The 16,111-nt window shown below is 42.9% G+C and carries 18 protein-coding genes; all 18 read left to right on the top strand.

Features of this window, described 5'->3' with window-relative positions; all coding sequences use genetic code 11:
• The first annotated feature begins 40 nt into the window (after positions 1-40).
• Positions 41-1,522 (top strand): VanW family protein, encoded by a 1,482-nt coding sequence (locus tag AC27EF_RS04860; RefSeq protein ID WP_487109282.1) that lies wholly within the window; start codon positions 41-43, stop codon positions 1,520-1,522.
• A complete protein-coding gene (locus tag AC27EF_RS04855) occupies positions 1,519-2,505 on the top strand; it encodes an AIR synthase family protein (RefSeq protein ID WP_487109280.1) in 987 nt (328 codons plus the stop codon). Before AC27EF_RS04860 ends, AC27EF_RS04855 begins: the two co-directional genes overlap by 4 nt.
• Positions 2,506-2,519: 14 nt before the next feature.
• Entirely contained in the window at positions 2,520-3,014 is a 495-nt protein-coding gene (locus AC27EF_RS04850; protein WP_487109278.1) for an Lrp/AsnC family transcriptional regulator, read from the top strand.
• Positions 3,014-4,177: an aminotransferase class I/II-fold pyridoxal phosphate-dependent enzyme gene (locus AC27EF_RS04845; protein WP_487109276.1), complete on the top strand. Its 1,164-nt coding sequence runs from the start codon at positions 3,014-3,016 to the stop codon at positions 4,175-4,177. The genes AC27EF_RS04850 and AC27EF_RS04845 overlap by 1 nt, the downstream gene beginning before the upstream one ends.
• The gene (locus tag AC27EF_RS04840) at positions 4,178-4,675 is read left to right on the top strand and encodes a tRNA (cytidine(34)-2'-O)-methyltransferase (RefSeq protein WP_487109274.1); all 498 of its coding nucleotides are present in this window, start codon (positions 4,178-4,180) and stop codon (positions 4,673-4,675) included.
• Between the two features lie 203 nt (positions 4,676-4,878).
• A complete protein-coding gene (proS, locus tag AC27EF_RS04835; RefSeq protein ID WP_487109272.1) occupies positions 4,879-6,315 on the top strand; it encodes a proline--tRNA ligase in 1,437 nt (478 codons plus the stop codon).
• Between the two features lie 56 nt (positions 6,316-6,371).
• The gene (locus AC27EF_RS04830; protein ID WP_487109270.1) at positions 6,372-7,724 is read left to right on the top strand and encodes a CCA tRNA nucleotidyltransferase; all 1,353 of its coding nucleotides are present in this window, start codon (positions 6,372-6,374) and stop codon (positions 7,722-7,724) included.
• Positions 7,721-8,518 (top strand): glycerophosphodiester phosphodiesterase family protein, encoded by a 798-nt coding sequence (locus AC27EF_RS04825; protein ID WP_487109268.1) that lies wholly within the window; start codon positions 7,721-7,723, stop codon positions 8,516-8,518. Before AC27EF_RS04830 ends, AC27EF_RS04825 begins: the two co-directional genes overlap by 4 nt.
• Before the next feature lie 35 nt (positions 8,519-8,553).
• Positions 8,554-9,609, top strand: coding sequence for a D-alanine--D-alanine ligase family protein (locus tag AC27EF_RS04820; protein WP_487109266.1), 1,056 nt, complete (start codon positions 8,554-8,556; stop codon positions 9,607-9,609).
• A 10-nt stretch (positions 9,610-9,619) separates the two neighbouring features.
• A complete protein-coding gene (murI, locus tag AC27EF_RS04815; protein ID WP_487109264.1) occupies positions 9,620-10,423 on the top strand; it encodes a glutamate racemase in 804 nt (267 codons plus the stop codon).
• Positions 10,424-10,436: 13 nt separating this feature from the next.
• Positions 10,437-10,859, top strand: a complete 423-nt coding sequence (locus tag AC27EF_RS04810) for a YwiB family protein (protein ID WP_487109262.1) — start codon at positions 10,437-10,439, stop codon at positions 10,857-10,859.
• Positions 10,859-11,995 carry a sensor histidine kinase gene (locus AC27EF_RS04805; protein WP_487109260.1) on the top strand — a complete coding sequence of 379 codons (1,137 nt, stop codon included), beginning with the start codon at positions 10,859-10,861 and terminating at the stop codon, positions 11,993-11,995. The genes AC27EF_RS04810 and AC27EF_RS04805 overlap by 1 nt, the downstream gene beginning before the upstream one ends.
• Positions 11,992-12,702, top strand: coding sequence for a response regulator (locus AC27EF_RS04800; RefSeq protein ID WP_487109258.1), 711 nt, complete (start codon positions 11,992-11,994; stop codon positions 12,700-12,702). The genes AC27EF_RS04805 and AC27EF_RS04800 overlap by 4 nt, the downstream gene beginning before the upstream one ends.
• Before the next feature lie 236 nt (positions 12,703-12,938).
• A complete protein-coding gene (locus tag AC27EF_RS04795; protein WP_487109256.1) occupies positions 12,939-14,177 on the top strand; it encodes an ammonium transporter in 1,239 nt (412 codons plus the stop codon).
• Positions 14,178-14,199: 22 nt separating this feature from the next.
• The gene (locus AC27EF_RS04790) at positions 14,200-14,550 is read left to right on the top strand and encodes a P-II family nitrogen regulator (protein WP_487109254.1); all 351 of its coding nucleotides are present in this window, start codon (positions 14,200-14,202) and stop codon (positions 14,548-14,550) included.
• A 255-nt stretch (positions 14,551-14,805) separates the two neighbouring features.
• Positions 14,806-15,249: a GNAT family N-acetyltransferase gene (locus AC27EF_RS04785; protein WP_487109252.1), complete on the top strand. Its 444-nt coding sequence runs from the start codon at positions 14,806-14,808 to the stop codon at positions 15,247-15,249.
• A gap of 26 nt (positions 15,250-15,275) precedes the next feature.
• The gene (locus AC27EF_RS04780) at positions 15,276-15,695 is read left to right on the top strand and encodes a DUF4190 domain-containing protein (protein ID WP_487109250.1); all 420 of its coding nucleotides are present in this window, start codon (positions 15,276-15,278) and stop codon (positions 15,693-15,695) included.
• The gene (locus AC27EF_RS04775; RefSeq protein ID WP_487109248.1) at positions 15,682-16,023 is read left to right on the top strand and encodes a DUF2752 domain-containing protein; all 342 of its coding nucleotides are present in this window, start codon (positions 15,682-15,684) and stop codon (positions 16,021-16,023) included. Before AC27EF_RS04780 ends, AC27EF_RS04775 begins: the two co-directional genes overlap by 14 nt.
• The last annotated feature ends 88 nt before the right edge of the window (positions 16,024-16,111 follow it).

Genomic DNA, 16,111 nt, shown 5'->3' with positions numbered 1-16,111 from the left:
GGATCACTTATGATGTAGCAGTTGAGGAGATGGGATTTTAATGAAGAAAAAAATAGGGATTGCAGCAGCGGTTGTTCTGGTGTTGATTGTCGGAGGATTTGTTTATCTAACGCAATCGGTAAGCGGGGCAGTGAAAGACGGAAGAATTCTTGAGGGGGTGGAGTGCCATGGCATTTCCCTCGGAGGAATGACAAAAGAAGAAGCAAAAGAGGCAGTTGAGGATTATATAAAAGGAATTCATCGGGAAAAGATAAAATTTTATGTGGATGATGAGGAAATCTCCGTTAAGATAGAAGATTTGGGAGCGAAAGCAGACGCAGATCAGACAGTGGAGGAAGCCTATCAAATCGGAAGAAGCGGAAGTATTTTTGAGAAATATTCGGACGTAAAGGAGACAAAGCATTCGGTAAATATTTATCGTTCCTATGACAAAAAAGTATTTGAGAATCAAATAAAAAAGAAAACAAAGAACCTTATTTCTGAACCGAAGAATGCCAGTGTAAAGCGTTCCAACGGAACGTTTGTCGTGATAAAAGAAAAAATCGGGTATGACTTAAAGATGGATCAGACATTCCGGAATTTTAAGAAAGCTTTGGAAGCAGGGGAAAAACAGGCAAAGCTTGCGGTCACCAGAAAAAAAGCAAAATATACATCGAAGGATATGGAAAAAATCAAAGACAAACTGGGGACATATTCTACGTACTATGGAAGCTCCGCCTACGGAAGAAAGGTAAATGTGGCAAGAGGCGCCAATAAAATCAACGGCAGCGTAGTTTATCCGGGTGAGACATTTTCCGTTTATGAGGCGGTGTCTCCGTTTACGAAAGAAAATGGCTATGCTCTGGCGGGATCTTATGAAAACGGACAGACGGTACAAAGCTACGGCGGCGGGATCTGTCAGGTGTCTACCACATTGTATAATGCTGTAATTCGTGCAGAATTAGAGATTAAAGAACGCTATCCGCACTCTATGACAGTTAGTTATGTGCCGAGATCTGCAGATGCTGCCATTGCCGGAACCTATAAGGATTTAAAATTTAAGAATCCGTATGATGTTCCAATCTATATTGAAGGATCCGCCAACGGATCAACCATTACATTTACGGTATATGGAGAAGATCCGGATCCGGATCGCACGGTAGAATTTATGTCGGAGACAACATCTGTAAAAGCCAGTGCGGGAGAAAAGATTATTAAGGACCCGACGCTGCCGGAAGGTCAGAAGGTTTTGGAATCATCCGGACATACCGGCTATACAGCCCGGTTGTGGAAGATTGTAAAGGTCAAAGGAAAACAGGTGGAGAAAAAAGTATTTAATAATTCTTCTTATATGGCAACGGCGTCGGTGTACCGTGTAGGCACAAAAAAGAAGGATGATAAGAAAGACGATAAAAAAGATAAAAAGACAACGGCAGATGAAAAAACAGAGAAAAAGAAGACCACAGCGCAGAAGAAAGAAACCACGGCAGCCCAAAAATCATCTGCAAAAACAACAGAGAAAACAACAGGAAAGAATCAATGAAGATAGGAAAATTATCAGAAGCTGCTTTGCAGAGAGTGATATTGGAACAATTAAGTGTAAACCGAGATGAGGTTCTGGCTGGTCCCGGAATTGGAGAGGACTGCGCAGCCTTGAAATTGGAGCCGGGAGAAATTTTTGTGACTTCGACGGATCCGATCACCGGAACGGAGAACGATCTTGGGCGTTTGGCAGTGCATGTCACTGCCAATGACCTTGCCTCTGCCGGAGCACAGACCATAGGTCTTATGGTTACGGCGTTATTTCCGCCGACAGTCAAAGAGTCACAGATTCGCCAGATCATTTCTGAGATGAACCAGGAATGTGAGAAAATGTCAATTATGGTTCTTGGGGGACATACGGAAATTACGGATGCGGTGAATCGTTCCGTATTGTCTGTCACCGGAATTGGAAAAGTAAGGGAAGATCAATTGATCTTATCAAGCGGTGCGAAGCCAGGACAGGATATCATTCTGACCAAATATATTGGAATGGAAGGGACCGGAATTATTGCCGGTGAAAAAGAAAGAGAATTATCACAGTGGTTTTCCAAAAACTTTATAAAGGAAGCAAAGGAGTTTTTGAATGAAATATCCGTGGTACCGGAAGGGCTGTTGGCGCGGGAATATGTATCTTGTATGCATGATGTCACAGAAGGCGGCATTTACGGTGCATTATGGGAAATATCAAAAGCTTCCGGAGTTGGTTTGGAAGTTACCATTGAAGATATTCCGATTCGCCAGCATACAATAGAATTATGCGAAAAATATGATTTGAATCCATATCAGTTGATTTCCAGCGGTTCCATGCTAATGACCACAGACCGCGGGAGAGAATTGGTCAAACGATTGGAACAGGAAGGCATCAAGGCAACGATCATTGGTCATACAACAGATTCCAGAGAGAAATTAATTTATCGTCAGGGAAAGGCTGCCAATCTGGAGGCGCCGAAACAGGATGAATTATATAAAATTTATTCAGAATAAATGGAGGATATGGTATGAACACAGAGCTTAGGGAATTGATTTTAAAGTTAATTGAGAAAAACAGCCGTTTAGATCTTCATGATCTGGCAGTGATGCTGGATGTGTCGGAGGAGGAAGCGGCAAATGAGATTGCAGATATGGAGAAAGAGCATATTATCTGCGGGTATCATACTCTGATTAATTGGGAAAATACAAGCAAAGATCAATTAACTGCAATGATTGAAGTGAAAGTTACGCCTCAGCGGGGGCAGGGCTTTGACCGGATTGCAGAGCGAATTTATAATTTCCCTGAGGTAAAAGCTGTGTATCTGATGTCCGGCGGATATGATTTTATGGTTATGCTGGAAGGAAAAACAATGAAAGAAATCTCGTTGTTTACATCATCAAAGCTTGCGCCTTTGGAGTCTGTGGTCAGTACAGTCACGCATTTTGTTTTGAAAAAATATAAAGATCACGGAACGGTGCTGGAAGCAAAAAAGACAGATGAGAGACAGGTGGTGACGCCATAATGAGGAAGTTTGTATCAGATCGAGTTGCGGAGCTGGAGCCTTCGGGAATTCGGAAATTTTTTGATATTGTAAGCGAAATGCCGGATGCGATCTCTCTTGGCGTTGGGGAACCGGATTTTGATACTCCGTGGAGAGTTCGAGAGGAAGGAATATATTCTCTGGAGAGAGGAAAAACTTTCTATACCTCCAATGCGGGGTTAAAGGAATTAAGGTATGAGATCAGTGAGTATCTGGAGCGAAAGTATCGTCTTGTCTATCATCCGTGTCATGAAATCCTTGTGACCGTTGGAGGCAGTGAGGGAATTGATGTGGCAATGCGCACAATTTTGAATCCGGGAGATGAGGTCATTGTGGTGCAGCCTTGCTTTGTATCTTATGCTGCATGTGTTGTGATGGCGGGAGGAACTCCGGTGATTGTGAACTTATGCGAGGAAGATAAATTTAAGCTGCGAAAGGAACAATTGGAACAGGCGGTCACGGAAAAAACAAAAGCAGTGATTTTTTCGTTTCCCAATAATCCCACCGGAGCGATTATGACCAGAGAAGAATTGGAGCCGATTGCAGAATTTGCACATGAACATGATCTTTTGATCATTTCCGATGAGATTTATTCTGAACTGACGTATGGGCGGGAACATGTGAGCATTGCTTCCCTGCCGGAAATGAAAGACCGCTGTATCGTTATTAACGGATTTTCCAAAGCGTTTGCCATGACCGGATGGAGATTGGGGTATGCGGCGGCGCCGAGAGATTTGATGGAGCAGATGGTAAAGGTGCATCAGTTCTGTATTATGGCGGCTCCGACAACTAGTCAATATGCTGCGATTGAGGCAATGCGTTCCTGTGAAGAAGAGGTGCAGGAGATGAGGACGGCGTATAACCAGCGGAGAAGGTTTTTGGTCCATGAGTTCCGACGGATGCATCTGGACTGTTTTGAACCGGAGGGGGCTTTTTATATCTTCCCATCCATCAAAAAATTCGGAATGACGTCTGAAGAATTTGCTGCAAGATTATTAAACGAAGAAAAGGTTGCCATTGTCCCGGGGACAGCATTCGGAGCCTGTGGGGAAGGATACTTAAGAGTATCGTATGCCTATTCCATTGAGGAACTGAAAGAGGCCTTGGGAAGGCTTAAACGATTTATAAAGAGATTGGAGAATTAAATGCTTCACATTGTATTACATGAACCGGAGATGCCTGCCAATACCGGCAATATCGGAAGAACCTGTGTTGCCTGCGGAGCAGTGCTGCACCTGATTGAACCCCTTGGCTTTCGTCTCAGCGAAAAAATGATTAAGAGGGCAGGACTGGATTACTGGGATCATTTAGATGTTCGTACATATGTTAATTTTGAAGATTTTCTGGAAAAGAATGGACATCCGAAAATTTACATGGCAACAACAAAAGCAAAACATGTCTATTCAGATCCTGCTTATGAAAACGATCGGGACGTCTATCTGATGTTTGGAAAAGAGAGTGCGGGAATACCGGAAGAGATTCTTTTGGATTATGAGGAAACCAGTATTAGAATTCCGATGCTTCCGCATATTCGCTCGTTAAATCTATCAAATTCAGTGGCGATTGCCGCATATGAGGTATTGCGTCATCAGGGATTTCAAAATTTTCAGAAAGAAGGGCAATTGCATAAGTATCATTGGTAATATGAAACAGAAAAATCAAAGCAGGCAGTTCAGAATGCCGGAAATCTGATCTGCCTGTTTTCATTGAAGAACAATCCAGTGAAACACACCTTGAAAAATATACATATTTACAGTAATATTAGGGTATTAGGGTCAAAAGGTCTGATCCGATAAAGAATGGCTGCCGATGGGGCAGAGAAGATAGAAAAGGAGAAGGGTTTGCAATGGCAAAAGAAAAAAAATTAGTAGAAGCCATCACTGCAATGGAAGATGATTTTGCGCAGTGGTATACCGATGTTGTTAAGAAAGCAGAGCTTGTAGAATACTCAAGTGTTCGGGGATGCATGATCTTGCGTCCCAACGGATATGCCATCTGGGAGAATATACAAAATACATTAGATGCAATGTTTAAGGAGACCGGTGTGGAAAACGTGGCAATGCCGATGTTTATTCCGGAAAGTCTGTTAAAGAAAGAGGAGGATCACGTGGAAGGGTTTGCGCCGGAGGTTGCATGGGTTACCCACGGAGGAGATAAAAAGCTTCAGGAGAGGCTTTGTGTCAGACCGACTTCGGAGACATTGTTTTGCGATTTTTATTCTAAAATTATTCAGTCACATAGAGATTTGCCGAAGCTATATAATCAGTGGGTGTCTGTTGTGAGATGGGAAAAGACCACAAGACCGTTCCTTCGAACATCCGAATTTTATTGGCAGGAAGGGCATACAGCACATGCTACGGCTGAGGAAGCACAAGAACGTACGGTTCAAATGTTAAATATGTATGCAGATTTTTGCGAGCAGTATCTGGCAATTCCGGTGGTCAAAGGACAGAAAACAGAGAAAGAGAAATTTGCGGGAGCACATTCAACCTATACCATTGAGGCGCTGATGCACGATGGAAAAGCGCTACAGTCCGGTACAAGCCATAATTTCGGAGACGGATTTGCGAAAGCATTTGATATTCAGTACACAGATAAAGAAAATAAGCTTCAATATGTACATCAGACTTCTTGGGGAATGTCAACAAGAATTATCGGAGCGATTATTATGGTTCATGGAGACGACTCCGGGCTTGTACTCCCGCCGAGAATTGCTCCGGTGCAGACGATGATTGTTCCGATTATGCAAAAGAAAGAGGGCGTTCTTGAGAAAGCGGAGGAGATCAGACAGAAGCTGACAGGCGCATATAAAGTGAAGGTTGATGATTCGGATAAGAGCCCGGGATGGAAATTCAGCGAACAGGAGGTTCGCGGAATCCCGACGAGAATTGAGATCGGACCGAAAGATATTGAGAAGAATCAGGCGGTGATTGTGCGTCGTGATACAAGAGAGAAGATCGTTGTTTCTTTGGATGAGATCGAGAACAAATTGGGAGAAGTACTGGAACAGATGCAGTCTGATATGCTTGAGAGAGCAAAAGAGCATTTGAAAGACCATACGGTAGAGGCTCGGACATGGGATGAGTTTAAAGACCATATTGAAAAACAGGATGGTTTTGTAAAAGCCATGTGGTGTGGAGAGACACAGTGTGAGGAAGCCATTAAGGATGAGACAACGGCTACCACAAGATGTATGCCATTTGAACAGGAAAAGCTTTCTGATGTGTGCATTCATTGCGGAAAACCAGCTAAAAAAATGGTTTATTTTGGAAAAGCATATTAAGAAAATTGCCGGGACATGTTGTTTCCGGCAATTCTTTGTGAAAAGAGGTGATCTGATTGAGGATTGAAATGCCGAGGCAGGCAGAGAAAATTATTGAAACACTGGAGAAATCCGGTTTTGAGGCTTATATTGTGGGAGGATGTGTAAGAGATTGTCTTCTGTCCAGGAAACCGGGGGACTGGGATATTACAACTTCTGCATCGCCGCAGAATATCAAGGAAATTTTTCCTTATACCATTGACACGGGAATTGAACATGGAACGGTTACGGTGATGATGGAGTATCAACCCTTTGAAGTGACGACATATCGTGTAGACGGAACCTACGAAGATCATAGACGTCCCAATCAGGTTCAGTTTACAAAGTCATTAAAAGAAGATTTGCTTCGTCGGGATTTTACGATCAATGCCATGGCATATAATCCCGGACAAGGACTCATTGATTTATATGAAGGGAAAAAAGATCTGAAAAACGGAATCATTCGATGCGTTGGAGATGCACAGCAGCGCTTTGACGAGGATGCCCTGAGGATTCTGCGTGCATTGAGATTTCAGGCGCAGCTTGGCTTTGAAATCGAAGAAGAAACCAGTCGGGCAATTGAGAGGCAGGCACGTTTTCTAAAGGAGATCAGCGCTGAGCGGATTCAGGTGGAACTGGAAAAACTGATTACATCAGATCATCCGGAGGTGCTGATCAATGCATATAAGCTTGGTGTGACAAAGATCATATTGCCGGAATTTGATCTTATGATGGAAACACCTCAGAGGAATCCACATCACAAATACAGTGTGGGGATCCACACTGTGGAAGCAATGAAAGCTATTGAGCCGGAGCATATTCTGCGGTGGACAATGCTGCTGCATGATGTAGGAAAGCCTGCGGCGCGGGTACAGGGACCGGATAAAGACCATTTTAAAATGCATCCTGTCATAGGTGAAGAGATTGCGGGAAAAGTTTTGCGCAGATTAAAATTTGATAACCAGACAGTGAAGCAAGTGAAAAAATTGGTCTTGTGGCATGACCGCAGATTTGGAGAAATAAAGGAAATTAACAAAAAAACAGTCAGAAGATGGGTAAGTGAACTGACACCGGAGCTGTTTTTGAAGCTGATGAAAATCCAGAAGGCGGATATCTTTGCACAAAGTGATTATCATATTCGGGAGAAAGAGGCGATTCTTTCAGAAACCTGCCGCCTGTATCTGGAAATTTTGGAGACAAAAGATGCTTTGTCTGTGAAAGATTTAGAAGTCAGCGGAAGAGATCTGATGGAAGAGGGGATTCCTCAGGGAAAAGAAATCGGAGAGCTGCTGCATTGGCTTCTGGAACAAGTTCTTGAGAATCCTTTGTGGAACACAAAAGAGAACCTGATGAAAATGGTCAAAGAAAAAAGGAGAGAGCCGGAGCTATGATTTTGATGATTTTTTTTGTTGTGTTTCTTTTGTATATGGGGATGATAAATCCGGGGAAAAAACGCAGACATCCGGTACTGCAGGTAAAACATTTTGCACATCGGGGATTCCATGGACTGGATGGCATTCCCGAAAATTCAATGGCGGCATTTCAAAGAGCCAAAGAGCTTGGGTACGGAATCGAATTGGATGTGCAGCTTACGAAGGATCATGTAATGGTGGTTCATCATGATTACCATTTGAAACGTACCTGCGGTGCAGAGCATTATATTTGTGATCTGACCTATGCACAGCTAAGCAGGTACCGGCTCATGGGAACCGACGAGAGGATTCCCAGACTGGTAGATGTGCTGCGGGAAATTGACGGGGTAGTTCCGCTGTTAATTGAGTTAAAAATGGAAACCTGCGATCAGCATCTCTGCAGGCTGCTGGCAAAGACTCTGGATCATTATGAGGGTTTGTTCTGTATTGAAAGTTTTCATCCGTACGCGCTGCTCTGGTTTCAAAAGCATCGTCCGGAGATCATTCGCGGACAGCTTTCAGAGCAGTTCTTTAAAGAGAAGGAATGGAAACATATACCGGCGTATTTTATTATGAAAAATCTGCTGACGAATTTTCTTACAAAACCGGATTTTATTGCATATCATTATCGATACAAAGATTGTCTTCCTTTGAAAATATGCCGGAAATTTTATAAAATTCCCATTTATGGATGGACCTTCCGGGAGAAAAAAGAATATAAAAAGAATCAACCATACTTTCAAGGATTTATTTTTGAAAAATTTATGATATAATGGGCGTATCCTGTGATGATAAAGGAGATGATAGAATGAAGAAAAATGTAGTAGTAATATTTGGAGGAGATTCTTCTGAGCATGATATTTCCTGCATGTCGGCGGCAACTGTGATTCAGAATATGGATTCCGAAAAATATAATATTATTTTGGTCGGGATCACCAAACAGGGCGAGTGGCTGCTGGTTGATCGACTGAAAGATATAGAAGACGGAAGCTGGAGAGATGGAGAAGTAAAGGCGTTTATTTCACCGGATACTACGACCCGTTCTTTGGTGATTTTGGCAGAAGGAACCTATAAGCTTCAAAAAGTCGATGTGATTTTCCCGGTACTCCATGGTATGAACGGAGAGGACGGAACCATCCAGGGACTTTTTGAATTATCAAAAATTCCGTATGTGGGATGTGGTGTTCTGGCATCAGCTGTTTCCATGGATAAAGTCTATACAAAAATAATTGTGGACCGGCTTGGAATCGATCAGGCAAGATTTGTGCATATCAGAGAAAGCGATTTTGACGATCTGGATCAGGCTATGGACCGCGTAGAAAAAGAAATCCCTTATCCGGTGTTTGTAAAACCATCCTGTGCGGGCTCATCCAAGGGAGTTTCCAAAGCAGAAAACCGTAGAGAACTGGAGACAGCGTTATATGAGGCGGTAAAGCATGACCGCAATATTCTGGTGGAGGAAACCATCGTCGGAAGGGAAGTAGAATGTGCGGTTCTGGGAGACCGCAAAGAGGTGAAGAGTACCTGTGTCGGAGAAATTCTTGCGGCGGCAGATTTTTATGATTTTGACGCCAAATATAATAATCAGGAATCAAAGACCGTGATAGATCCTGAAATGCCGGAGGAATCCAAAGTAAAAATCAGGGAAGATGCAAGAAAAATCTTTCAGGCAGTGGATGGATTTGGACTCTCCAGAGTGGATTTCTTTCTGGAAGCATCCGGAAGAGTTGTGTTTAATGAAATTAATACCCTTCCGGGATTTACATCCATCAGCATGTATCCGATGCTTTGGAAAGCCTGCGGGTTAAATACACCGGAACTGATTGATACATTGGTGGAACAGGCAATGACAAGATATCGTTAGGGGGAAGAATATGAATGCACCCATTGGTGTGTTTGATTCCGGAATTGGCGGATTGACCGTTGCCAGGGAAATTATGCGCCAGCTTCCGGAAGAGAGCATGATCTATTTTGGAGATACTGCGAGAGTACCGTATGGAACCAAATCCAAAGAAACTATTCTCAGGTATTCCAGGCAGATTGTTAATTTTCTTTTAAGCAAAGGTGTAAAAGCCGTTGTGATTGCCTGCAACACAGCAAGTGCGCTTGCATTGTCAGAACTTCAAAGAGATTATATGATACCGATTGTAGGTATGGTACAGCCCGGAGCTGTTGCGGCAATGAAGGCAACCAAAAATAAAAACATTGGAATTATCGGTACCAATGCCACAATCAAAAGTGGTCAGTACGGAACGTATTTGAGAAAGATAGATCCTCAGGTGACGGTAGTGGCCAAGGCTTGTCCGATGTTTGTTCCACTGGTGGAAGAAGGTCTGATTGACGACCGAATCACAGAGGATATGGTATCAAGATATTTAACAGAGTTTCGGCAGTATCATATTGATTCTCTGATTCTTGGATGTACCCACTATCCGCTGCTGATGAATCCTATTCAAAACTTTATGGGGGATCAGGTGGTTTTGGTAAATCCTGCCTACGAGGTGGCAAAATCTCTGAAACAGATGCTTGAGAAACAAAATATGATGGCTGAAAAAGGGCATGCGGCGGCATATGAATATTACGTCAGCGATATGGCAGACCAATTTATGACCTTTGCAGACCGAGTACTGCCTTGCCGTGTGGATCAGGTGCAGCCGGTAGAAATTGAGAAATATTAGAGAGTGAACGATTATGACAAAAGATATTTTAATTCATATTTCGGGGCTTCAGCTGGATATAGATGCCGATACCCCGGTGGAGATGATGACAACCGGAGCCTATTATTTAAAAAATGGAAAGCATTATATTTTATATGACGAAATTTCCGATGATCATGAGGTTGTAAAAAATATTTTGAAAATAGGCCCCAAAACAGTGGAGTTAACAAGAAAAGGCGGAAGTGGTTCTCACATGGTATTCGAGAAAGGGAAGGAGAATCTTTCGTATTATGACACCCCGTTTGGCAGTCTGCTGATGGGAATCAATACAAGTGAAATTAAATTGAGAGAAGAGGAAAACCAGATGGATCTGCAGGTGGATTATAATTTAACAATTAATGCGGACCATGTGTCAAAGTGTAAGATTGACGTTCAGATTCGTCCAAATGGAGTGTGATGTTAAAACGTATGAAGCAATGGGAAAAAGACCTGATTATTTCCATCGTTCTTTTAATTTCAGCGACCATCATTGCACATGTATTTTTTCTTCAAACAGATCATACGATTAATGTGTCCATGATTTATATGCTGGCAGCCTTCTTTATATCAAGGTATACGAAAGGATACTGGTGGGGAATCGGGTCTTCGATTTTCAGCGTATTGTTTATTAATTGGAGATTTACTTATCCATACTTTAAACTCAATTTCTTAATTGAGGGGTATCCTATGACGTTTATCGGTATTCTGCTGATTTCCGTGATTACCAATATGACGACAACCAGCTTAAATCGGGAAAAGGAAGCGGCGGTCAGCCGGGAAAAAGAGCTTGCGAAACTGAATGAATATAATCGGGAAATTAACCGTCTGACCATTGACAAAGAAAAGGAAAAGATGAGGGCAAATTTGCTGCGGGCAATTTCTCATGATCTGCGCACGCCGTTGACCGGCATGATTGGCGCCAGTTCTACTTATCTGGAAGCAAAAGATTATCTGGATGAGGAGGCAAAGGATCAGCTGGTGCTGGGCATTCAGGAGGATGCCCACTGGCTGTTAAATATGGTGGAAAATCTGTTGAGTATTACGAGAATTCAAAATGACGGGGAAGGCGCGGAAACATCCGTGAAAAAAGTCCCGGAGCCGCTGGAGGAGGTGGTTGCCGAGGCGATGCATCGATTTCATAAGAGATATCCCGAGAGTAAGGTAGAAGTAAAAATTCCCGATGAATTTCTGATGGTTCCAATGGATCCGACCTTAATTGAACAGGTGATTATGAATCTTTTGGAAAATGCATGGGTCCATTCGGGAGAAAAGGAGCTGGTGGATTTCAGAATTCGGCAGGAAGGCAGAAATGTAGTATTTTATGTGCGGGATCACGGGGATGGAATTGAACCGGATCGAATGGCGCATTTGTTTGACGGATGTGCCGGGGCAAAGGACCATGAAAGCCGCAAAGGAATGGGCATTGGACTCACAATTTGTAAGACCATTGTTTTGGCCCATCAGGGAGAAATTCACGCAAGAAATTATGAGAACGGGGCGGAATTTTATTTTAGCCTGCCATTGGATGAGGCGACGGAGGATAAAAACGCATGACAGAGTTAAAATCAACGGTGCTGATTATTGAAGATGAAGAGAATATTGGGAATTTTATGTCTGCTATTTTAAAAAGCAGCGGATATAAGCCGATTTTATGTAGTACCGGTCAGCAGGGAATACAATGTGCAGAATCTTATTGCCCGGATGTGATTTTGCTGGATCTGGGACTTCCGGATATTGACGGAATGGAAGTACTTCGTGAAATCAGAAGTTGGGCAGTAACTCCGATCATTATTCTTTCTGCCAGAAATCTGGAATCCGAGAAGGTGAAGGCTTTAGATGCGGGAGCCGATGATTATATTACCAAACCATTCGGAAATCGTGAGCTGTTGGCAAGAATCCGTACAGCCCTTTGCCATCGGAGACAGCCGGTGGAGGCAGATACGGGAGCGCCGGTTTACCGCGCCGGACGGCTGAAAATCAACTTTGAGAAACGCAGAGTGTTCTTGGGAGAGACAGAGGTTCGGCTGACGCAGATAGAATATAAATTGGTTTCGCTTCTGGCGGAGAATTCCGGAAAGGTCATTACTTATGAATTTATTATAAAAAACATATGGGGACCTTATGCAGATACCAACAACCGGATTTTAAGAGTGAATATGGCGAATATTCGGCGGAAAATAGAGGAGAATCCGGCAGTTCCTCAATATATTTTTACGGAGGTCGGAGTCGGATATCGAATGCTGGAAAACGAATTGTCTTAGGAAAAGAACAAAAAAGAACTTGCAATTGGGAAAAACTTCTGGTACGATAAACGTGACGAAGAGGTCAGAGCAAAATTTGCTTTGACCTCTTTTTTTCTTTATCTGACAGAAAACACCGGGAAATTTTCTGTCAGACCCAAATGTTCCAAATATCGGCGCGCAAGGCGGAGCAAGGTTATCTTTCATTTTGGGAGTAACATAAATATAATGACATAATGGAAATGGAGGACAGAATTATGAACGCAGGAGATACAGGATTTATTTTACTTTGTGCGGCTTTTGTATTCTTTATGACGCCGGGGCTTGCTTTTTTCTATGGAGGTCTGGTCAGAAGAAAAAATGTCGGGAATACGATGATGCAGTGTGTATTTATTATGGGAATTTCCATTGTAATGTGGATTTTATTCGGCTATGCGCTTTCTTTTGGAGGAAATCATGGAGGAATCATAGGAGGAGCAAAATGGTTTGGATTTCAGGGAGTGGGAATGGAAGCAGGTCCCTATGCGGATACAATTCCGAATCTCGCCTTTGCGGCTTTTCAGATGATGTTTGCGATGATTACACCGGCCTTGATCACAGGGTCTGTGGTTGGAAGAATGAGATTTAAGGCCATTGTTCTTTTTATCATTTTATGGTCGCTGATTGTTTATTATCCAATGGCACATATGGTGTGGGGAGAAGGAGGATTTCTGGCATCCATCGGCTCTGTGGATTTTGCAGGAGGAAATGTTGTACATATTACTTCCGGTGTCAGCGGTTTGGTTCTTGCTCTGCTGCTTGGGAAACGACATGGCTATGATCAGGGCGCTTACCATGTGCACAATACTCCGTTTGTATTTCTCGGAGCAGCCATGCTTTGGTTTGGGTGGTATGGATTTAATGCAGGAAGCGCTCTGGCAGCCGATGGACTGGCAGCACATGCGTTTATGACAACGTCTGTTTCTGCGGCGGCAGGGCTGGTATCATGGATGCTGATTGAAGCCTTTGCAGAGGGAAAGGTTACATTGATAGGAGCTTCCACCGGATTGGTGATCGGATTGGTAGCAATCACACCGGGAGCCGGATTTGTTCCGATTTGGGCATCTTTGATCATTGGTCTTCTTGTCAGCCCGATCTGCTATTTTGGTGTGAAATTGGTCAAAGGAAAATTAAAAATTGATGACGCACTGGACGCGTTCGGATGCCACGGAATAGGAGGTATCTGGGGTGGAATTGCCACAGGACTGTTTGGGCTAACCTCTGTCAATGATGTAGCTCAGTGGAATGGTCTGGCATTCGGAGAAACCGGACTGTTTACGGCGCAGATCATTGGAATTGCAGTATCCATTGCAGTTGCAGTGATAGGAACTCTGATTTGTGCTGCGGCTGTAAAAATATTCACTCCGCTGAGGGTGGATGAAAAAGATGAGAAGATTGGTCTGGATATTGCAGAACATGGAGAGAATGCATATCCGAGCTTTAATGGTCTGGATTAATCAAAAGGCGGAGGTGATAGAAATGATGATTAAAATAAATGCTATTGTAAGAGAAGAAAAACTGGAAGATGTGAAGACGGCTTTAAATAAAATCGGAGTTAATGGGATTACGGTGTCTCAGGTTATGGGGTGCGGCGCACAAAAGGGCCTCACAGAGGTGGTTCGGGGAACGAAGGTTGATCTGATGATGCGTCCTAAAATTAAGTTTGAGATTGTTGTTTCTTCTGAGGAATGGGAGAAAAGAACCATCAAAGCAATTCAGGAGGCGGCATTTACCGGAGAGGTTGGCGACGGAAAAATTTTCAGTTATGAAGTTCGGAATGTTGTGAGAATCCGCACCGGAGAGACAGATGTGGAAGCGCTTCAGGATTAGACAGCAAAGATAAAAAGGGGAGAAGGCAGAGTATATGCAAGGCAGATGGAATTGTGTATACTCTGTTTTTATGATAGGAAAAAAGTTTTCAAGTTCGGATATCATAAAACGACCTGCAGAATGCAAACTCCTCGGATTTGTTTGTGAAAATGTATAAAATCTTAAAATTTCAAAATAATGGTTCATTTCTTTGGAAATTCATGATAAGATGATAGCCGAATTAGAGTATAGACAGAAGAACAAAGGAAGAGAAGAATGGAAGCGGTAACACTAATTTCAAATCATATGGGAGCAGATACATATTTGGAATTGAGGAAGGCGGTAGGATTTAAGCCTTTGTCCCGGTCACAGGCAAAGAAAGCGCTGGATCACAGTCTCTATATTGTCTGCGCATATATGGATGCACAGATTGTAGGAATGGGACGTTTGGTTGGAGACGGAGCAGTGGTCTGCTATATTCAGGATCTTATGATACATCCTGAATTTCAACATTGCGGAATCGGCGGAGCAATCATTGAGGACCTGATACAGTATGTTCAGGGCATATGTGAGGAAAATACAGAGATCATGTTGGATTTAATGTGTGCTGTTGGACGCGAGCCATTTTATCAAAAACATGGGTTTATTTCCAGACCGACGAAGCGCCTCGGACCCGGAATGATACGATATATCAAAGGTGAAACGGATGGAAAAGAATGAGTTTCCAAAGAAAGGAGTAAAGAGAGATGAGTGAGAAAAGGTATGATCCATATACCGGATATGAGTGCGGCAGGGAGGGAGAAAAGGAAGCAAATCATTTTGATCCTTATGAGAAAAAAGAAAATTCAAACAGCGGAATGGCTCTGGCAGCAATGATTCTGGGAATTGTCTCCATTGTCCTGATGATTAGCTGCTGCTGTTCTCCCATTGCGATTATTACAGGAATTGCGGCTATTATCTGTTTCGCTGTATCTCCTAAAAATGCAGATGGCAGGGGACAAAAGGCATTGGCTGGATTAATTTGCGGTATCATTGCAGTGATTGGTTCGATGCTGTTGATGATTATATTTATTTTCAATATCTTGTTATCTGATGAATTTCAGAATGAGTTTCATAAGGAATTTAATGACAGTTATTATGAACAGCAGTATAATGAAAGTTTTTAGCATATGGCAGAAGATGCCCTGTTTTTTTAAGGAAGTAACACATCTTTACTGTCCGGCGTGCGGCGGGACTCGTGCAGTGAAGGCTATGCTGTGCTTAGAGATTGAGCGGGCATTTTTTTGCAATCCCACAGTTGTCTACGGAGCCGTTGTGATTCTATGGTGTCTGATATGGAAAATCATACAGAGAACGACGGGAAAATCAATTGGATTTTTGAAGCCGGGAGTCTGGATGCTGCTGGCGGGCGTTGTGCTGTTTTTTGGATTTGCAGTTTTGCGCAATGTGATGGTGTATCAGTTTGGATACGATTATCTTGGAGATCTGCTGTAAAGAATTTGTCGGAAGGAGCTGTGTGGAAAGCTCAAAGAAAACTTAATTTGTAGAGTGAGTGAAACCTCCTTTAAAATTGTATTGGGAA

The sequence above is a fragment of the Anaerostipes stercorihominis genome, from assembly GCF_057535655.1.
This window is presented reverse-complemented; position numbering and strand designations above follow the sequence as displayed.